The 19,861-nt window shown below is 50.9% G+C and carries 20 protein-coding genes and 1 tRNA gene; 5 read left to right on the forward strand and 16 right to left on the reverse strand.

What is annotated here, in order from left to right:
• Positions 1-48: 48 nt before the first annotated feature.
• A complete protein-coding gene (serB, locus tag TW77_RS03865) occupies positions 49-1,062 on the reverse strand; it encodes a phosphoserine phosphatase SerB (protein ID WP_046003639.1) in 1,014 nt (337 codons plus the stop codon).
• Between the two features lie 120 nt (positions 1,063-1,182).
• Here serB and TW77_RS03870 point away from each other — a divergent pair, with 120 nt between their 5' ends.
• Entirely contained in the window at positions 1,183-1,803 is a 621-nt protein-coding gene (locus TW77_RS03870) for an AhpA/YtjB family protein (protein WP_046003640.1), read from the forward strand.
• Between the two features lie 187 nt (positions 1,804-1,990).
• Complete coding sequence (locus TW77_RS25070; RefSeq protein ID WP_156158595.1) at positions 1,991-2,182, forward strand: hypothetical protein; 192 nt, start codon at positions 1,991-1,993, stop codon at positions 2,180-2,182.
• Between the two features lie 114 nt (positions 2,183-2,296).
• Here TW77_RS25070 and TW77_RS03880 read toward each other — a convergent pair whose 3' ends face one another.
• From TW77_RS03880 to prfC, 4 genes are all read right to left on the reverse strand, one after another.
• Positions 2,297-3,061 (reverse strand): TatD family hydrolase, encoded by a 765-nt coding sequence (locus TW77_RS03880; protein ID WP_046003642.1) that lies wholly within the window; start codon positions 3,059-3,061, stop codon positions 2,297-2,299.
• A 6-nt stretch (positions 3,062-3,067) separates the two neighbouring features.
• Entirely contained in the window at positions 3,068-3,706 is a 639-nt protein-coding gene (gene pdxH, locus TW77_RS03885) for a pyridoxamine 5'-phosphate oxidase (RefSeq protein WP_046003643.1), read from the reverse strand.
• A gap of 95 nt (positions 3,707-3,801) precedes the next feature.
• Positions 3,802-5,544, reverse strand: a complete 1,743-nt coding sequence (gene argS, locus TW77_RS03890; RefSeq protein ID WP_046003644.1) for an arginine--tRNA ligase — start codon at positions 5,542-5,544, stop codon at positions 3,802-3,804.
• Positions 5,545-5,732: 188 nt separating this feature from the next.
• Positions 5,733-7,322 carry a peptide chain release factor 3 gene (gene prfC, locus TW77_RS03895; protein WP_046003645.1) on the reverse strand — a complete coding sequence of 530 codons (1,590 nt, stop codon included), beginning with the start codon at positions 7,320-7,322 and terminating at the stop codon, positions 5,733-5,735.
• A gap of 291 nt (positions 7,323-7,613) precedes the next feature.
• On the opposite strand from prfC, the gene TW77_RS03900 reads away from it, so the two are divergent.
• A complete protein-coding gene (locus tag TW77_RS03900) occupies positions 7,614-8,354 on the forward strand; it encodes a thioesterase II family protein (RefSeq protein WP_046003646.1) in 741 nt (246 codons plus the stop codon).
• A gap of 66 nt (positions 8,355-8,420) precedes the next feature.
• Entirely contained in the window at positions 8,421-9,380 is a 960-nt protein-coding gene (locus TW77_RS03905; RefSeq protein WP_046003647.1) for a zinc transporter ZntB, read from the forward strand.
• Positions 9,381-9,415: 35 nt separating this feature from the next.
• Here TW77_RS03905 and TW77_RS03910 read toward each other — a convergent pair.
• Positions 9,416-9,490, reverse strand: a tRNA-Arg gene (locus TW77_RS03910).
• Positions 9,491-9,711: 221 nt separating this feature from the next.
• Between TW77_RS03910 and TW77_RS03915 the strand changes: the two genes are divergently transcribed.
• The gene (locus TW77_RS03915; RefSeq protein WP_046003648.1) at positions 9,712-9,894 is read left to right on the forward strand and encodes a helix-turn-helix domain-containing protein; all 183 of its coding nucleotides are present in this window, start codon (positions 9,712-9,714) and stop codon (positions 9,892-9,894) included.
• 86 nt (positions 9,895-9,980) lie between these two features.
• Here the strand turns inward: TW77_RS03915 and TW77_RS03920 are convergent, their stop codons facing one another.
• The 10 genes from TW77_RS03920 to hscA all read right to left on the reverse strand — a co-directional run bounded on the left by TW77_RS03920 (position 9,981) and on the right by hscA (position 19,802).
• Positions 9,981-10,802 carry a phosphotransferase gene (locus tag TW77_RS03920; RefSeq protein WP_162197942.1) on the reverse strand — a complete coding sequence of 274 codons (822 nt, stop codon included), beginning with the start codon at positions 10,800-10,802 and terminating at the stop codon, positions 9,981-9,983.
• On the reverse strand, positions 10,756-11,376 hold the full coding sequence (gene pnuC, locus TW77_RS03925; RefSeq protein ID WP_046003709.1) for a nicotinamide riboside transporter PnuC: 621 nt from the start codon (positions 11,374-11,376) through the stop codon (positions 10,756-10,758). The genes TW77_RS03920 and pnuC overlap by 47 nt, the downstream gene beginning before the upstream one ends.
• A complete protein-coding gene (locus tag TW77_RS03930; RefSeq protein WP_046003650.1) occupies positions 11,376-11,630 on the reverse strand; it encodes a hypothetical protein in 255 nt (84 codons plus the stop codon). Before TW77_RS03930 ends, pnuC begins: the two co-directional genes overlap by 1 nt.
• A 29-nt stretch (positions 11,631-11,659) precedes the next feature.
• Positions 11,660-12,196 (reverse strand): nuclear transport factor 2 family protein, encoded by a 537-nt coding sequence (locus tag TW77_RS03935; protein ID WP_240479456.1) that lies wholly within the window; start codon positions 12,194-12,196, stop codon positions 11,660-11,662.
• 97 nt (positions 12,197-12,293) lie between these two features.
• Positions 12,294-13,670 (reverse strand): Gfo/Idh/MocA family protein, encoded by a 1,377-nt coding sequence (locus tag TW77_RS03940; RefSeq protein WP_046003651.1) that lies wholly within the window; start codon positions 13,668-13,670, stop codon positions 12,294-12,296.
• 191 nt (positions 13,671-13,861) lie between these two features.
• Positions 13,862-14,935, reverse strand: coding sequence for a phosphotransferase enzyme family protein (locus tag TW77_RS03945; protein WP_046003711.1), 1,074 nt, complete (start codon positions 14,933-14,935; stop codon positions 13,862-13,864).
• 43 nt (positions 14,936-14,978) lie between these two features.
• Complete coding sequence (locus tag TW77_RS03950; RefSeq protein WP_046003652.1) at positions 14,979-15,863, reverse strand: sugar phosphate nucleotidyltransferase; 885 nt, start codon at positions 15,861-15,863, stop codon at positions 14,979-14,981.
• 239 nt (positions 15,864-16,102) lie between these two features.
• Complete coding sequence (locus TW77_RS03955; protein WP_046003653.1) at positions 16,103-17,539, reverse strand: NAD-dependent succinate-semialdehyde dehydrogenase; 1,437 nt, start codon at positions 17,537-17,539, stop codon at positions 16,103-16,105.
• Positions 17,540-17,599: 60 nt separating this feature from the next.
• On the reverse strand, positions 17,600-17,938 hold the full coding sequence (gene fdx, locus TW77_RS03960) for an ISC system 2Fe-2S type ferredoxin (protein ID WP_010384025.1): 339 nt from the start codon (positions 17,936-17,938) through the stop codon (positions 17,600-17,602).
• Between the two features lies 1 nt (position 17,939).
• Positions 17,940-19,802, reverse strand: a complete 1,863-nt coding sequence (hscA, locus tag TW77_RS03965) for a Fe-S protein assembly chaperone HscA (protein WP_046003654.1) — start codon at positions 19,800-19,802, stop codon at positions 17,940-17,942.
• Positions 19,803-19,861 lie beyond the last annotated feature (59 nt).

The raw sequence follows: 19,861 nt of genomic DNA on the forward strand, positions 1-19,861 counted from the left end.
GATTACAAAGCGGGCGTAATAGCCCGCTTTGCTTTTATCAGCTCACAACTAAACCGGGACACTCAGCAAATAAAGCAGCTGAGTCAAAGACCCTTGGGTAATGGCGGCATCCGCCTGCTCGACTACCTTAGGTTTGCCATGCACAGCCACGCCTAAGCCCGCAGCGGCCATCATAATTAAATCGTTGGCGCCGTCGCCCATGGCCACGGTTTGACTAGCTGAAATGTCAAACTGCTCAGCCAAAGTGTTGAGCACTTCGGCTTTTTTATTGCCATCAACCACTTCTCCCAACACTTTACCAGTGAGCTTGTTATCGGCAATTTCCAGTGTATTGGCAAACACCGCATCCAGCTGCAACGGTGCTTTGAGCGCCTCGGCAAACCAGGTAAAACCCCCTGAGGCAATCGCCAGATGCCAGTGATGGGCCTTCAGTACCGCACACAACTGGGCAACGCCCTCCATCAGCGGCAGGTTATCTTTGAGTTGCTGAATAAGCGGCAACTCGACGCCGGACAGCTTAGCAACACGCTGATACAGACTGTCGTTAAACGCCAGCTGCCCGGCCATCGCCTGTGCGGTGACGGCAGCTACCTCATCATACACCCCGGCCAGTCTGGCAATTTCATCAATGCACTCAATTTTGATTGCCGTGGAGTCCATATCCATCACCAGTAAACCAGGCTTTTGCAAGCTGGGAAGCTGGCTGATAGCGGCGCCTTGCAGACCACACTGCGCCGCTAACGCGCGAACCGGCGCACGCACATCGCGTGTCGATTGGGTAGACAAAACCAATCCGGGTGTCATGTCAGCCGTGGGCTGATACAGTGCCAGTTGGGTGACTTCGATATCTGCCTGGCGGCACAAATTCAGGATCTCCAGAACCGTGGCACCGCTGAGCTCAGCACCGAAGAAACACAGATACTGGCCCGCTTGTGATGCGGGGCTGGCGCGCGGCGTTAGTTGATCGTCGTTTTCAATCTGGTACCAGTTTGCTAAGGTAAGAAACTGCCCGGCGGGCTCAGCACAGGCACGCAACTGGATTGACGCGAGTGACTTTGACATGGATACTCCTGATTAGGGTCATACCCGGCTCATTGAGCCTAAGTGTGAATGCTTGATTGGTAACGGTATGGGCCCTTTGTAACATCTTAATCATGGCATGTCAGCAGGCAAACAAGATCTATGAAAAATACACAAGCCCTTGAAACCCTTTCTTCTTCACGCAGCCGCCGGTTACTGCGCCTGCTGGTCGCAGCCATGTGCTTTTTAACCATTACCTGGCTGGCCTTTAACACCAGCTTTCGCTCTCATCAGCTGCTGCACACCAATGCCGACCACACAGGTCGCAGCCTGACCAAACAGCTGGCACTCAACGCTGCTCTGCCACTGAGTCGCATAGATACCCCCCAGCTCAGAGCCTTGAGCAATCACCTTGCCAGTGACGAATTTGTGCTGTCGGTCAGGCTTTATAATCATCAGGGCCAGTTTATTATCGGCAACGATGGCCAGGATACCCCACCCGAGATAACGGACTTGCCCCGCCATTTGGCCGGGCTGACGCAGTCAAAACAACCCATTGTCGAGCCCATTTATGATTCAGAGCAGCAGCCTATTGGCTTTGTCAGTGTCGAGTACTTAACCGAAGCGGCCATGGCGCAAAGCCACCGCCATTTTCATGAGCTGGGTCGGGTGGTACTGCTAATGCTGGGCATTGCCTGTATTTTTACCTGGCAGATTGGGCGCGCACTAAAGCGCTGGGAAGTAAAACGTCAGATCCGAAATAGCGTTACTGATGAAGAATAGCATTGCCAGCAGCCCTAAAAACCAGCCTGGGCAACACCCCCTAAAGAAACAAAAAAGTCAAAACAGTTGAATGAAAGTTAAAATTTAGATAACATTTTAGCTGAAAGTTACCATATTGGGTAATTAGCATACCTCGCCGAGCCATTAAAATCGGCGTTGACACAGTTTCAAGTTTAAGGAAAATAAAATGAAATTACAGATCAAAAAGAAAAATATAAAAGTGCTATCTAAAGACCGAAATCTTGATGCACAGGTAACGCCAAATGTAGCTGGCGGTCGAATTGAAACTCACGTTATTTCTTGCCGATACTGGTGTGGTGATAGATTGACTAACTTTAACTGTAACACTGTGGACGGTATGCACTGTGTTACAGACTGAGCCATGCTATAAAGTTTCTTAAGAGGGGCCCCCCCTCTTTGCAATTCCAAGCCTATCAGCATTTTGTTCTGCCATATTACCAATGTTAGTACGGTAATTTGTTTATCCATGCTGTTACCTTCTAAATAGTGACAGCGACGTAACATATACTACCTCAGCAATTTGTTGCTGCGACTCTTCTCGAATAGCGCACAAATGCTCAAACACCTCGACCACCCGTTTTGGCACATTGGGCTGTCCTTGATAACCCGCTAACGGCATCGATGGTGCATCTGTCTCCAACACCAATGCTTCCAACGGGACTTGCGCCAGGGTTGTACGGGTTTTCGACGCCCGCGGATAGCTGATAGTCCCGCCCACGCCGAGTTTAAACCCCAATTTCAGATACGTGTTGGCATCTTGCAGTGAGCCGGAAAAGGCATGAATAACGCCGCCGTTTTGAGGGGGCAGCTGTTTAAACGCTGCGGCCAGCAGATGATGGCTTTTGCGGTGATGGACAATCAGCGGCAACTTAAGTGCATTGGCCAGCGCAATATGTTCAATAAACAATTGCTGCTGCGCGGGGATATCCTCCACCATGGCATCAATCCCACATTCACCTATGGCCACCAGCTCTGAACTATGCTGGTGTGCGAGCTCGGCCAGTTGCGCCATATCATCCGCTTGATGCTGCGTCATAAAATACGGATGCAGGCCAAAGGCGATTTTGACGCTTGGGTACTGCTGCGCAAAAGCAGGCAAAGTGCGACACTGGGCCAAGGTCACGCCCGGCACCACACAGCGCTCAACACCCAGCGCCTGCGCATCAGCCAGATGCTGTGGCAACTGGTCTTTGAGCTCATCAAAGTCCAGGTGGCAGTGGGTATCAATAAAGCGCATAAGGCACTAAGGATTCAGGCGCTCAACCTGCCACTGTCCGCTTGGGTCTTTACGGTACATAAAACGGTCGTGCAGACGGTGCTCTCCCCCTTGCCAGAACTCAATCTGGTGCGGCTTAACACAGTAACCCCCCCAGAAATCTGGCAGCGGAATATCGCCTTTGGCAAACTTGGCTTTCATGCTGTTAAAGGTTTGCATCAGGGCCTGACGCGAAGACACCGGACGCGACTGTTGTGATGCCCAGGCGGCCAGCTGGCTTTCCTTGGGACGAGACAAAAAGTACTTCGCCACTGCGGTGGTTGGCAGCGGCTCAGCCTCACCGTACACAATGACCTGACGCTCCAGATTGTGCCAGGGAAAGTGCAATGAAATTTTGTTATTGCCTTTGAGCTCCTGTGCCTTACGCGACCCGGTGTTGGTGAAAAACACGAAGCCGTTATCGTCCACCTGCTTGAGCAACACAATACGCTGCGACGGCTGGCCGTGTTCATCTACCGTGGCCACGACCATCGCGGTCGGATCGCTGAGGTTGGCGTCCACCGCCTGTTGCAGCCAGTGTTCAAACTGCACAATCGGGTTGTCATCCAGCTTCTCGCGGGAGAGGCCGTCTTTGGTATATTCGCGACGAATATCATCAAGTTTCATGGTGGTCATTCCTTATATAACACAAAAGGCCGCAATATTGCGGCCTTAGTCTAGCATGTAATGGACTGGGTGAGCTGCATGATCTCACCCGGCACTTACATCTGCTCCATCACCTCAATGCCCAGCAGATCCAGACCGGTGTGCAGTGTTTTGGCAACCAGATTACACAACAACAGTCGGCTTTCGCGTACCTCAGCAGCCACATCGTCTTTGAGGATTGGACAGGCTTCGTAAAAGGTCATGTACAGACTCGCCAGCTCGTACAGATAACCACACAATACGTGCGGTGTTGCTTCGCCGATCATCAGGTCTAACACTTCTTCCAGTTGCAGAAGCTTGAGCGCCAGCGCCTTTTCCTGTGGCTCAACAATGCTGATGCTGCCACTGAGTGCAGCGCTGTCTACTCCGGCTTTACGGAAGATACTACGCACACGGGTATAAGCATACTGCAAATAAGGGGCCGTAGCGCCTTCAAAGCTCAGCATGGTATCCCAGTTGAAGATGTAATCACTGGTACGGTGCTTCGACAAGTCCGCGTATTTTACCGCACCAATGCCCACTTTACGGGCGATTTCAGCACGGGCTTCTTCGCTTAGCTCAGACGCGCGGTCGGCCAGTTTCTCGCTGGCACGGCTGACGGCTTCATCGAGAAGTTCAGCCAGCTTTACCGTACCGCCGGTACGGGTCTTGAATGGCTTACCATCGCTGCCCATCATAGTACCGAACGGGCAGAACTCATAGCTGGTTTCGTCGCGCAGCAGACCGGCCTTACGGGCAGTCAGCTCAACCTGATTAAAGTGCAGACTCTGACGCGCATCAACGAAGATCAGGATACGCTCGGCACCCAGCTCATTGGAGCGATAGTCACAGGCCGCCAGATCGGTTGTGGCATACAGGAAGCCGCCGCCGGATTTTTGCACGATAAACACCGACGGCTCGCCGTCTTTGTTTGCCAGCTCATCCAGGAACACCACCTGTGCACCCTGATCTTCAACCGCAATGTTTTTCTCTTTTAGCAGCTCGATAATACCGGCCAGACGATCGTTGTAGGCACTTTCTGCCATGATGTCATCGCGAGTCAGCGTCACATTAAGCTTTTTGTATACTTCTTCAGAGTGCTTAACAGAAGTGTCGATAAACAGCTGCCACAACTTCTGACAGTGCGCATCGCCGCCTTGCAGCTTAACCACGTAGTCACGTGCTTTGTCCGAGAAGCCTTCTTCGTCGTCAAAACGCTTCTTGGCATCACGGTAGAAAGTTTCTAAATCGGCCAGGGCCACATTTTCCAGGTCAATGCCTTGTGCCAGCATGTCTTCCAGATGGGCGATCAGCATACCAAACTGAGTACCCCAGTCGCCCACATGGTTCTGACGCGTGACTTTGTCACCACGGAACTCAAGGGCGCGTACCACTGCATCACCAATGATGGTTGAGCGCAGGTGACCTACGTGCATTTCTTTGGCCAGATTTGGCGATGAGAAGTCCACCACCACGTTTTTTGCCTGAGCGTGTTCAGCTACGCCCAACTTGGCATCCTGATTAGCCGCTTCCAGGCTGGTTGCCAGGAACTCAGGCTTCAGGTGGATATTGATAAAACCCGGGCCGGCGATTTCGGTTTTAGCAGCCAGGTCGCTGACATCCAGATTGTCGATGATTTTCTGTGCCAGCTCACGCGGGTTGGTTTTCAGTGCTTTCGCGGCGCCCATTGCGCCATTGATCTGATAATCACCAAACTGTGCGCGGGTGCTTTGCGTGACCGCCGGGTTAGTGCCTTCAGGGATCCCTGCCGCGGCCATCGCAGACAGAGCTTTTTCAATCAGAATACTTTTAATGTTCATTGTGTTTCCTTTGGGTCAGTGCCTGCGTGTGCACTGAGCAAACATCATCGGCGCCCTCTGGCGCCGGCATAAAACGCGGCTCGTTCAGTTAAGCGAACGGGCAGGCCGGACATACCAGCTTAAAATAAGCTTGTGCGTCAAATCAACCCGTCCCCTCACTTTTACGGGCACTTAACAGCCCATTGTGTTTAGTGTTCGCGTGTCTGGTGGAACTGCACGTCCGGATAGCGCTCCATCGACAGGTTCAGGTTAACGCGACTTGGTGCGATATAGGTCAGGTTATCGCCCCCATCCAGCGCCAGATTCTGCTCACACTTACGACGGAACTCGGCCAGCTTCTTCTCGTCATCACAGTGCACCCAGCGCGCCGTCTGTACGCTAATGCTTTCATAAATGGCATCGACGTTGTATTCAGATTTCAGACGCGCCACAACCACGTCAAACTGCAGCACACCAACGGCGCCGACGATCAGGTCGTTGTTGATCAGCGGACGGAACACCTGCACCGCACCTTCTTCCGACAACTGTACCAGGCCTTTCAGTAGCTGTTTTTGCTTGAGTGGATCTTTAAGACGAATACGACGGAACAGCTCAGGGGCAAAGTTCGGAATACCGCTGAACTTGAGTTTTTCACCCTGGGTGAAGGTATCACCAATCTGGATGGTGCCATGGTTGTGCAAACCAATGATGTCACCGGCAAAAGCTTCCTGTGCACGTTCACGGTCACCGGCCATAAAGGTCACGGCATCGGAAATGCTCACCTGCTTGCCAAGGCGTACATGGTTCATTTTCATGCCCTGCGTGTATTTACCCGACACGATACGCATAAAGGCGATACGGTCGCGGTGTTTCGGGTCCATGTTGGCCTGAATTTTAAATACGAAGCCGGTGAACTTCTCATCGTCGGCGCTCACTTCACGCTCGTCCGTCTGACGCGGCAGCGGCGACGGCGCCCACTCTGTCAGGCCATCCAGCATATGGTCTACACCAAAGTTACCCAATGCAGTACCGAAATACACCGGCGTCAATTCGCCGCTCAGGAATAGTTCTTTATCGAATTCATGTGAGGCACCAATCACCAGTTCCAGCTCTTCACGCAGCTGCTCGGCCAGGCTTTCACCGATGGCGGCATCTAAGTCGGTGTTGTCGAGCCCTTTAATGGTGCGAACGTCCTGAATAGTATGGCCCTGACCAGTTTGGTACAAAATGGTCTCGTCGCGATGGATGTGGTAAACCCCTTTAAACTCTTTACCACAGCCAATTGGCCAGGTAATGGGCGCGCACATGATGTTCAGTTCAGTCTCAACTTCATCCAGCAGCTCCATCGGGTCACGGATATCGCGGTCCAATTTGTTCATAAAGGTCACGATAGGCGTATCACGCAGGCGGGTGACTTCCATCAGCTTACGAGTACGATCCTCAACACCCTTAGCGGCGTCGATAACCATCAAACAAGAGTCCACAGCAGTCAGGGTACGATAGGTATCTTCCGAGAAGTCTTCGTGTCCCGGCGTATCCAGCAGATTTACCAGGCTATCGTTGTAAGGAAACTGCATCACAGAAGTGGTTACCGAGATACCCCGTTCTTTTTCCATGTCCATCCAGTCTGATTTCGCATGCTGGTTAGAGCCACGACCTTTAACTGTACCGGCTTGTTGCAGGGCCTTACCGAACAACAATACTTTTTCGGTGATGGTGGTTTTACCCGCATCCGGGTGCGAGATGATAGCGAAAGTACGTCGCTTATTTATTTCATTGAGGAAAGTCTGATCTGCCATTAGTCAATTCTTTTGGTTATACGCGGATCCACACACGCTACGCAAAGTGTGCGCATGACACTTTGCAGGGTCATCCGGCGGGTTCATTTTTAATCATCCTCTATTTTCGCCGATCTTGGCACTTTTAACAATCAATGAAACCCAGTTCAGTCAGGATTTCACGCCACAACAGGCCAATTCTGCCCTGCGCCTCTCAAAACCTGGGGGTTATGTGAATATTTATTGAATAAAATGACTTGCTTGCAGCGGGTCTGATAGGATAGTTCCAATTCCAGAAAAAGGCATAACGATATGAACAACAAGCTTTTTGTAATACCTAAACCCAATCCCAATGCCAAACTCAGATTATTCTGTTTTCCTTATGCTGGCGGCTCTCCGGCCATTTATATGCCCTGGAGTAGCGAGCTTCACCCCGAGGTAGAGCTGGTGCTGCTACAGTTCCCGGGTCGCGGTGCGCGTATGGGCGAACCTGCGTATGTTGAGATGCAACACAAAGTAGATGAATTATTAGCTCACCAGGCCTTCTTGACTGAGAAACCCTATGTGCTGATGGGCCACAGCCTGGGTAGCCGGGTCATTTTTGAAGTGACTAAACACCTGGTGGAGAACAATGCGCCGCTACCGCGTCACCTTATCGCATCGGGAAGCCGTGCGCCCCACACCGCCTCGGTGAAAGAGCGTATTTACGACCTGCCCCATGATGCCTTTGTTGAGGAACTATACAAACTGAATGGCACGCCAAAAGAGCTGCTCGAGCACAAAGAGTTAATGGAATTACTGCTGCCCTTGCTGAGAGCCGATTTTCAGATTGCCGAATGCTATCGCGCTCAGGCAACCACTCTGCCATGCCCAATCACAGTGTTCCATGGTCATGATGATATCGAGATCAGCGCCGAGCAGCTGCACGGCTGGCAGGATTTAACTGAACATAAGATTGATATTCATTACTTCAATGGCGGGCATTTCTTTATCAACCAGTGTCGCGATGAAGTGTTAAAGACGGTCAACCAGGTGCTCAGCAGAATAGTATAATACTGATTGCCAAAACTCCTAAGTTGACCAATTATAAACACACAGGTTTATGTCTAGGTAATTAAAATGGAAGGCTTACTTCATGCGCTCGTGCTCGACGGTCAGGGTGGTGCAACCCAGGTCACAGACTTAACACAGGCACTCAAAGATGAGGCACCTGTATGGCTGCACTTTGACTACACCAGCGAAGCAGTTCAACACTTTCTGAGTCAGCTGGAGTTTCTGCAAGAATGGGAGTGGCAGGCCCTGCTTGCAGAAGAAACCCGTCCTCGCGTGACTCGCGCCAATCACGGGTTGTTGCTGTTTTTACGCGGCGTCAACCTCAACCCCAGACAAAACCCCGAAGACATGGTCTCGGTGCGCTGTTTTGTCAGTAAAAACGTGCTGATCACCTGTCGTAAGCGCGTGCTGATCTCTATTGAAGATCTGCGCAACGCGCTGTTGGATGGCAGCTCAGTCACGACCATCAGTGATCTGATCTGTGCTTTGATTGATCGCCTCACCCATCGTATGCAAGACACCCTGTGGCAGGTCGAAGAACAACTGGATGATTTTGAAGAGCAGCTGGACAAAGAAGAGAGCCAGCCCGATTATCATCAGATAACCTTGCTGAGGCGTCAGGTGATCTCCTTAAAGCGCTACATAAAGCCTCAGCGTCAGGCCATCTATGACTTGATTGATACTAAGGTAAGCTGGCTGAACCTTGAACAGCGCCGCTTGCTCGGTGAAGCAAATAACACCCTGAGCCGCTATATCGAGGAGCTTGAGGCCAGCATAGAGCGCGCCCAGGTACTTCAGCAAAGTATTGCTAATCAGCTGAATGAGCAGCTTAACCAGCGCATGTATATTATGTCGGTAGTCGCAGCCCTGTTCTTGCCGCTGGGGTTTTTAACCGGTCTGCTGGGCGTCAACATTGGTGGCATTCCGGGCACAGAAAGCCCTTGGTCATTCAGTATCTTTGTGATTGCCCTGGTGATATTAACGGTTGCCGTGGCTGTGTTGTTTAAACGAAGAAAATGGATATAACGGGAAACTTTGCCGGTGTGGCGCGTGACGTAAAATGGCGCTCTCGCTAGGGATCGAACCTAGAACTTGGCCTCCGGAGGGCCACGTGATATCCATTTCACCACGAGAGCAACATCTTAGTGGTGCCAATAATAATCATATCCAGTGGCAAATACCAGTCATTGTTGTCTATATGCTTAATTTATGGTCTAAAACTCGAAAAAAGACTTCACACAGAGCGAAATTCGCGATATTTAACTATGCTTAGAACAATAACAATAATGACGACCTGCAGATACGCGGAAAATTGGTCTTCCCGTATCGGCATGACATCATCTGAGAGGACCGTATTATGACTCTAATGACCACTGAACAAGTTGCTGAATTTTTAGATGTTAAAGTGGAGCGTGTCAGACGACTGGCACGAGAGAACCTGCTGGTTGCCAAACAGCAGGATGACCAGGGTGAACCCATTTTTGATAAAGACGACGTTGAAAAATACAAAGAGCTGGCACAACGTTTGGGAGGTATTTAATAAGGTACTGGCCACTCCCCCCTGTTTCTTCACCGGATTAGCTTAATGCCCGAATAACACTCGGGCCTTAACGCTACATCAAGCAACTAACTCTGCCACAGCGCAAGCATGGCCTGTAAAGGGCCTAAGTACGTGTGCAATTTTCGCTGCTGATACCAGGCAATACACAACCACAGATAAGCCTGTACATAACAGCTGAGCTTATTCAGAGCAAACGCCGGGCAAGGCAGCTTTGCCTGACGATAATAACGCTTCAGCATGTGCTCTGCCTCACTGGCTGACAGCGAAAAAGACACGCACAAAGCCGCCAGATCAAAATACCGGTCGTTGTATTGAGCATACTCGAAGTCGATAAACACCGGCCCCTGTAGCGTTACCAGCATATTGTCCTTAACCAGATCGTTGTGACAAAAACAGATATCGGCCTCAAACTGAGCCAGCTGCTGAGCTAACAGTGTGAGCTGTGGTGCGCAGTCCAGTACCCGGCCTGCTTCAAGAAGCGCGCCAGATAAATCGAGTTGGCCAATTTGGGGCTGATCAAAGCTATGTAATGTGTGCAGCTGCGCCAGCAGTTGATCGCCCAGAGCAATGGCCTCATCGCTCTCGGTTACAAACTCAAATAACGCCAGCCGGGTCTTTGTATCAAAGCCAACCACAGGCTGCGCGACGCCAAGTTTAGCCAGCTGTGACTGCGCTTGCAGTGCCAGGACTGGTAGCGTGTTACTGTAATGCTTGAGTAAATACCCCTGCTGCGCCTGCTCAAGGTAGTAATTTTTGTTACTTAATCCCTTGTTGAGCGGGTACAATGTGCTAATTGTCAGTTCGGGAAAAGCGCGTTTGATCAACTCCCTCAGCGGCGTATCACAAAGCGGCAAGGGGCTTACCCTCTTTTTGTTGATGCACTTCATACCAGCGCACATAACCCCAGCAGACCATAACGGTATAAAAGCCGAATAAGACCAGGGTCGGGTAATAACCTTTGAGGTAGTAGAGATACATAGAAGCGGCGTCGATCACTATCCAGTACAACCAGTTTTCGAGCACTTTACGGGCTACCAGGTAGGTGGTCACCACGGCAAAGCATGTTGTCAGGCTATCCAGATAGGCCAGTTCAGCATGGGTGTAGTTGTCCATCACGTAGCCGATGGCCAGCGCCACCACTAAAGTGCTCAGAATAATGATGCTATGTCGCGAGAGCGACCAGGAGACAATCGCCAGCGAAGTATCTTGCCTGCCGCTGCGCCACATCCACCACCCCACTACTGCCATAAGCATGTAGTAAAAGTTCAGTAAGGACTCCATCAGCAATGCACCATTCCAGTACATCACGGTGTAAATAAAAGTACTGGCAAAAGCCGCAGGCCAGCACCAGGAATTTTCCCGGATCGCCAGCAACAAATACGCTGCGGATAAAATCACGGCCAGGTATTCCCACACCGACATCGCGGTAAACCCGGCCAGGGTTTCAATAAGCCACTGCATCATGACTGAGGCGACAGGTCGCCACTGATGAACTTGCAGACAAACACGATTTTACCAAACTGCTCAAACGAGCGCTTCATTTCGGCCGATAAGGTGCTCATCAACAGATCATACTCACCAAAGACCTGAGTAGACATGGTATTGGTCAGTACTTTGAGCTGTGGATGCTGATTAAGGCGCTCAATAAAGTCTTTGATAAAAGGAATATAGTCAGAATGTAATGGATATTTGCTGATCTCAACAGAGAGTTGCATCTCAGTGTCCTCGCCAGAGTAATAAAGGATTAGTTTGCAGTATGATTTAAATTGCGACCACCGTCGGTCAAAGAGCGGGGCCAATAATTGATCCAGTCCTGCTGATAGGTGATCTTGTTATCAGCGTTAAAGTGTAACACGGTTGTGAAGCGCCAGGGCCCCATTTCTCGCCCTTCATACTCAAAGCGGACGTAGGTGCCACGGATCACTGCACGACGTTGTTGCTCATCGAGGATCACCTCACTGAGTGTAAAAGTCTGCTCACCGTCCAGGATTTTCACGTTCCCCGCTGACCAGTTAAAAAACTCAGCCAGGGCCTGCTTGTTTTCTACGGCAAAGCCATAGTGCATGTCTTCCAGCTGCATGTCGTCGGCGTAAAAAGATAAGAATTGCTCGAAATCCTGCCGTGCCTGATAAGTGCTAATGTAGTCGCTGAGCGTTTGCTTGAGCGCACCGGGCGCTTGCGGTGACTGATGGGCCTGTTGTGTTGCACCACAGCCAGCTATCGCTGTCGTGATCAGTAACACAAGACACACTGTGAGTTGTGTGATGATTGTTGCGCGCAAATCTACCTCCGGGTATGAGTGTCAATCTGAAACAGGCCCTGTATAAGGGCCTGTCGATTGTATCATACCTAACCGGGATGATCTGTGCCGACGATCGCTAGGCGCCGACTATGCCCAGGGGTTTTGCACTTTCCCAGGCTCCGCGGGTAAAGTCCGGGATCGTGACCGACTCGCTGCGGTTAGCCACCGATAATGCGGATAAGGGCGAGATCACCGACCAGGCCGCGCCATCATACACATCCTGATCTAAAGGCTCGCCGTTGCGCAGACAATAAATCATTCGCCAGAACATTAAGAAGTCCATGCCACCATGACCGCCGTTACGTTCGGCTTCAGCCCCCATTTTCAACCACAAGGGGTGATCATATTTGGCATACCAGGCATTCATGTTCTCATCCCACTCATGAAACGATTTGGTGCCCCCCTGCTCCAGCGCAATGCGATTCGGGAAGCCGGCAAACACGCCATTGGTGCCCTGGATCAGGTTATGTCGGGAATAAGGGCGCGGCGTCGTCGTATCGTGCTGGATCATGATAGAACGCCCTTTGAGCGTTTTTACCAAAGTCGTGTTCATATCCCCGGCCACATATTGCCACTGGTTGCGCTGATGGTCCGGCGCAAACTCACGCGCAGCATAGGCAGCACGACCCAGGGCCGGCGAACTCATGGAGGTCAGATAGTCAAACCTGTCGCCCCGATTGATGTTCATATACTGAGAAACCGGACCTAAACCATGAGTGGGATAGAGATTGCCATTGCGTTTGGTGTGCCACTCAGTGCGCCAGGAGCCGGTTTTATGTTCCAGCTCTTTCATCTGCCAGCGTAGCTCATGAATATAAGCCGCTTCGCCGTGTAGCAGCTCACCAAACAGGCCCTGTCGCACCATATTCAGCACCATCAACTCGTCGCGACCATAGTTGACGTTTTCCATCATCATACAGTTTTTCTGGGTCCGCTCGGCGGTATCCACCAGCTGCCACATTTCTTCGACCGTCAAGGCCAGTGGCACTTCAACAAAGGCATGCTTGCCACTTTCCATGGTATCCACAGCCATAGGTGCATGCCAGCGCCACGGAGTTGAAATGATAACGATGTCAATATCATCCCGGGCAAGCATGTCCCGGTACGCAAATTCAGAACCCTGATACAGCGCAGGCGCTTTCATTCCCCGCTCGGCAAGATAATTGGCTGAGCGCTGTAACACTTCATCATGAGTGTCACACAAGGCAACAATTTCAGCCCCGTCAATGTGGCTCATGCGTTTAACGTGACCATAGCCCCGCTGGCCTACGCCAATAAAACCAACACGTACCACATCCATTTTAGGTGCAATCAGTCCTATGACTGATTTCCCCTGACGCTCAGGTACCGTTTGCAGCGGATCTGCTTTGCTCTGTGCACATCCAGAGACCACACCTGCGGCGGCAGCAACCCCCGCCGCCTTGAGAAAGTCCCGGCGATTTAAATTTGTCATTATTATTATCCTCGAAGATACTTCCCCTGAACGCTAACGGATTGTACACAGGGTTGCAAAAGCATTGCGACAGGCAGAGATTTAATCGGTACAGAGTGAAATGGGTATACAGCTAAGAACTAAGCTGCACACACTGTGTATTATGTCTATTTCAGACGTAAAAAAAGCGCCTGACGGCGCTTTTATACCACTCAGGCAGCATCGATAATATGACTCAGCTGAGTTTGTTTCGCGACGATATCCTGATACAAGGCAAACTGGTTTTGCGCACGTTGTAAATTGTGCTCTGGATGTTTTGTGGCGAAGTAGTTATCCCCATCAAGGTAATCCGTCAAAAAGCGCAAGCCAATCATAAACGGCATCACTTTCGCACCCAGAATAAAGCTCTGTTTTTCGCTGTCCGTCAGACTGGCTGACAGGGGATGTTTGTACCCTCTCACCAGGGCTGCAAAGATCTCCTCACGTACCCGAACATTTGTCAGGTTGGTTGAATCCTCCGCTTCAGGCGAGCAAAATGTTCTGACCATATCGCCAAAGTCATACAACCAGTAACCTGGCATACAGGTGTCTAAATCGATTACCGCACGCGCTTTATTTGACTCTGAGCAGAACAACATATTATTGATCTTGGTGTCGTTATGACACGCTCGTAGCGGTAATTGCGCCTCTACATCAACAACTTCCTGGGCAAGCGAAAACTGTGCCCGACAAAATGCAATTTCAGCCTGACACAAGGCAGCCCGTCCGAGCGGATCCTGGCTGAGTGTTTCTTCAAACTTTTCAATACGCATCGCCAGATTATGAAAGTTGGGGATCACATGGTGTAACTGAGTCGCATCAAAGTCATCTAATGCCGCTGCAAACTGACCAAATGCATTGGCCGCGATTTTAGCTTTGACCTCACTGTCGACAACATCTTCACTATAACTGCCGCCAATGAATTCCAGCGCACGCCAGACTTCATCCTCATGGTGTACCAGATACTCCCCTTTTATAGTGGGCACATGGCGAATGATCGCCAATTCATACTCACCATCACGGGCTTTACGTGCCAAGTGTTGTTCAATTTTTCTGGCATTGGTCACCAATTGCTCGGGCTCTGGAAAAACACAAGTATTGAGTTTTTGCACAACCAAAGCGCGCTGCTTATTTTTTAGCAACATTGTTGTATTAATATGTCCGTTACCGATGGGACGTAGAGAAACAGATGCGCCTTGCAGACCAAAGTGCTGCGATAAGACCTCTGCTATTGCACGATTTTTCATTGTTACCTCATCGCCACTCTCAATACGGTGGCAGGTGATAGGCTCATCCATGACGTAGTTCATATAATAATCCTGAGACACTCTTTAATTCTTCTTTATAGGTGATACCAAACCAGCGTTCTGATGCACTATGTACCCTGACTCGAAGCAAGCCTTCTTGAATACAACTTTGAATACAATCAGGCAAATAATACTCGCTTTTGACATCGCTGTCATAATTTTCTAGAAACTCAGAGAAGCCGCGTTCTAATTGTGTCAGCAAGGTTTGTGTAATGCCCCAGCAGGTCATCGAAGCCAGGGCCGCCTCAGGCAGAGCAACCCGCTTGCCATCAGGCGCTAACCCGGACAACCTGTCATCGGTTCGATGAATATCAAGATATTCAACAACCTCAAGCAGACTGTCATTATGAGTTTGGCATATTCCGCGATTTACACCACCTTGTTGTGACAAAGTTTGCGCCAGCGGGTAACCCACAATGGCCATATCAACCTGCTCAGCTGCAGCAAAATGATTAACGAGCTGTTTATAAGCACCAGGTCCGTAATAGTCGTCGGCCGTGATCACAATGGCATCACCCGGTATAAAGGGTTTTGCACACAATAATGCATGACCAGTTCCCCAGGGCTTTTCTCGTGACAGTGCTTTACTGGCAAAGCGCGATGGCAGATTATCAACGGCCTGTTCAACCAAGTCGACCTGCAAATCGGCGGGTAAGCGCGGCAAAGTCTGTTGCTCTATCAGCGGACGAACCTGACGGTTAATCACCAACACAAGGTGACGTACACCCACAGCATAGGCATCCTGAATACTCAGTTCCATAATAGAGCAGTTAAAGTCTGGCAATACCGCTATTTGCTTGTTACCGCCAAACCGCTTCCCCAGGCCTGCCGCCAGGATCACCAGAGTGGGCTCTTTCCCTGTGTACATAAACAATGTCCAGCCTGTCAAAAATTAAACGGCTAGTGTACATAGCTTCGTCATAAATTAAAAGTCGTTGTAAAAAGTGAGATAACAGGTACATGTTGACAGCGCACAGCAGCACTGAAAAATTTAAACATAAGACATTGATAAGGTGAGATAAAATGAATTTTAAATGCGGATAAAATCGAGCTTCTATCCGCGTCAGGTTCTCAAAAGTGAACAGAACGTTCCATATTACGGAACAATTATTCTAAGAACTTCTGGCACAGGTATTTCGTTTCCAGGAATTCCTGTAGCCCTTCTTTGGCCCCCTCGCGCCCCAGCCCGGATTGTTTTACCCCGCCAAAAGGCGCTACCGGATTTGATATGGCACCTTCGTTGATCCCCACCATGCCATATTCGAGTGCCATTGCAACTCGATGAATTTGCGATACATCCTGAGAATAGAAATAGGCGGCAAGTCCTTCATGGACGGCATTGGCCTGACGTATCACGCCCTGCTCGTCATCAAATACAATCATGCTGACAACCGGCGCAAAAATCTCCTGGTGATAAATGTCCATTTTTTCGGTCACATCAAGCAAAATAGTCGGTGCCATAAAGTGACCTGCGCCAGCTGCGCCCTGATATACCCGCTGAGCGCCCTGAGCTAGCGCATCTTCAATTAGATGCTGCGCCTTATCTTTGGCTTTGGCGTTGATCAGTGGCCCGATATCGGTATCCGACTCTAACCCGTCGCCGACCACCAGTTTGTCAACCGCCTCTATGAGTGCATCGGTGAAGGCTTCTTGTCTATCCTGATGAACAAAAACCCGATTGGCGGCCACACAGGTTTGCCCGCCATTTCTAAACTTGGCCACCATCAAACCTGCCACCGCCTCTTCGACATCCGCACTGGAAAACACAATAAAGGGCGCATTGCCCCCCAACTCCATTGAGGCCCGTTTTACCGTGTCGGCACTGTGTGCCAGCAGCTTTTTACCGACCAATGTGGAACCGGTGAAAGTCAGCTTACGCACCACCGGGCTTGCCAATAAGGGAGCGACCAGCGCCTCGGCATCATCGGTTACCAGAACCTGAAAAGCACCGTCTTCAAACCCGGCTTGCAGCGCCAGCTTAACCAGCGCAATGGCACTGAGCGGCGTTTCTTCTGACGGCTTGAGAATAAACGGGCACCCTGCTGCATAAGCCGGTGCCACTTTGCGCGTGATCATAGCCAATGGAAAGTTCCAGGGCGTGATCCCCAGCACCACGCCGACGGGCTGCTTTATCGTTGTCAGCTGGTGCGAGGAACTGTGTGAGGGGATCACTTCGCCATAAGCACGCCTAGCCTCTTCAGCAAACCACTGCACAAACCCCGCGGCATATTTGACTTCGGCCTTCGCTTCACGCAGCGGTTTGCCCTGCTCTTTGGTCATCAACTCTGCCAGTACCGCTTCATTGTCCAGTATGAGCTGATACCAGCGCATCAGCACCTCGGCTCGCTGCTGGGCCGGGCGCTGCTTAAGGGTATCAAAACATGTCTGCGCTGCGTTGAGTGCTTGTGCTGCCGCCTCATTATCGGCAATGGAAACCGTCGCGATGGGCTCCTCGTTGGTCGGGTTATGCACTGTTAATTGCCGCTGAGATTGCCAGGGGCTGCCATTCACCCAGGAGTGGTTTTGTTCGGTGATAAGTGTCATAGCAAACGCTCCTTCCATAACTGAACAGGGCCGCTAAATGCGGCCCTGTAGAGACAAAGATTAATGTTCTTCGTTGACGATATTGAGGTTGTATTTGGGGATTTCCACAACCAGGTCTTCATCGGCAATCACCGCCTGGCAACCCAACCGGGACTCTGCTTCGAGCCCCCAGGCCTTATCCAGCATGTCGTCTTCCAGCTCATCGCTTTCTTCAAGCGAGTCAAACCCTTCCCGGATCACCACGTGACAGGTGGTGCAGGCACAAGATTTTTCACAGGCATGGGGAATGCTGATACCATTTTTCAGCGCCACATCCAGTACGGTTTTGCCTGATTCCGCTTCAATGGCTGCACCTTCCGGGCAAAGTTCTTCATGGGGTAAAAAGATAATCTGTGGCATATTACACCTCGTCTACCGACTGACCTTGCAGTGCGTGTTTAATTGATACATCCATACGGCGTGATGCAAACTCACTGCTTGCCTCATCCACCTGTTCGATTGCCGCTTTGATCGCTTGTGGATCCGTGGCCGTTAATCGTGCGTTATCAAGCGCGGCCATCGCATCGCGCAATGCCGTCAACTCTTGCTCATTAAGCAGCTCGCTGTCGGTCGCCAGTGAGGCCTCCAAAGCTTCCAGTACACGCAGCGCTTCAACCTGCTGCTCTTTGAGCATACGTGCCTGCATATCTTCTTTGGCATTACTCATAGAGTCTTTGAGCATCTGTGCAACCTGGTCGTCGCTCAGGCCAAACGACGGCTTAACCTGGATCTCAGCCTGTACTTCAGTGGATTTCTCCATTGCAGACACACTCAGCAAACCGTCCGCGTCCACCTTAAAGGTTACGCGAATATGTGCCGCCCCTGCCGCCATTGGCGGAATGCCTTTAAGGCTGAACTTAGCCAAAGAGCGACAGTCATCAACCAGCTCACGCTCGCCCTGCAATACATGCAGTGACATGGCTGTCTGACCATCTTTAAAGGTGGTAAATTCCTGCGCACGGGCAACCGGAATGGTGGTATTACGTGGGATGATCTTCTCAACCAGCCCGCCCATGGTTTCCAGGCCCAAAGACAATGGCAAAACGTCCAGCAGCAGCATATCCGAATCCGGCTTGTTACCGACCAAAATATCTGCCTGAATAGCAGCGCCCAGTGCAACGACCCGATCCGGGTCAATCGACGTCAAAGGGGGCTTTGCAAAAAAGGTTTCTACGGCGCTGCGGATCACAGGCATGCGGGTTGAACCACCCACCATCACCACTTCCAGCACTTCTTCCTTTTCAACGCCCGCATCTTTGAGCGCGCGGCGGCACGAACGCAATGTTTTCTTAACCAATTCCTCTGCCAGGTCAGCAAACTGTGCCTGGGTAATGGTCACGGTGAATTCCTGCTCGCGCACAGGCAACTTCACGTTCACCGTTTCATAGCTGGTCAGCGCTTCTTTACACGCCTTAGCTTTGTTGATGAACAGGCGCAGCTCTTTGGCAGTCAGGTCGGTTAATCCGGTTTGCTGCTTAAAAGTATTCACCAATAGCGCATCAAAGTCGTCACCGCCCAGGCTTGAATCGCCACCGGTGGCCAGCACTTCAAATACGCCTTTATTCAGGCGCAGGATAGAAATATCAAAGGTACCACCGCCCAGGTCATAAACCGCAATCACGCCTTCCTGACCTGAATCCAGGCCATAAGCCACCGCTGCTGCGGTTGGCTCATTCAGCAAACGCAGTACTTTAAGACCGGCAATTTCAGCAGCATCTTTGGTGCTCTGACGCTGTGCATCATCAAAATAAGCAGGTACAGTGATCACCGCACCCATCACATCCTCACCACCGAAGCTTTCAACTGCGCGCTGATGGAGTGATTTGAGTATTTCAGCCGATGCCTGAACCGGACTAACAGGGCCGGCACAGGTCTGAACCGCCAGGCTGCCCTGATGCTCAACAAAGGTATAAGGCAGCTGACCATAGCTGCTGGCAATTTCTTCGGCCGTTTTACCCAAAAAGCGCTTTACTGAGATCAGAGTATTTTCCGGATCTAATGCCGCTTCTTGCTGCGCCGACTTACCAACGCTTACCTGTTCGCCATGATAACGGACCACAGAAGGCAACATCGCCTCGCCATTGATGTCGGTCAGGGTTTTGGTTTCGCCACTTTGGACCGTAGCAACCAATGAATTGGTGGTGCCCAGATCGATCCCGATGGCCAGTTTATGTTCATGAGGTGCCGCGCTCTGCCCCGGCTCAGCAATTTGCAATAATGCCATAATGCTCTTTCACTTTGGTGAAGCTGGTTGTCGCTGCGCTTTGCAGCCACACCGCATCA

The sequence above is a fragment of the Pseudoalteromonas rubra genome (genome assembly GCF_000967655.1).
In the GTDB taxonomy this organism is placed as follows: domain Bacteria; phylum Pseudomonadota; class Gammaproteobacteria; order Enterobacterales; family Alteromonadaceae; genus Pseudoalteromonas; species Pseudoalteromonas rubra_A.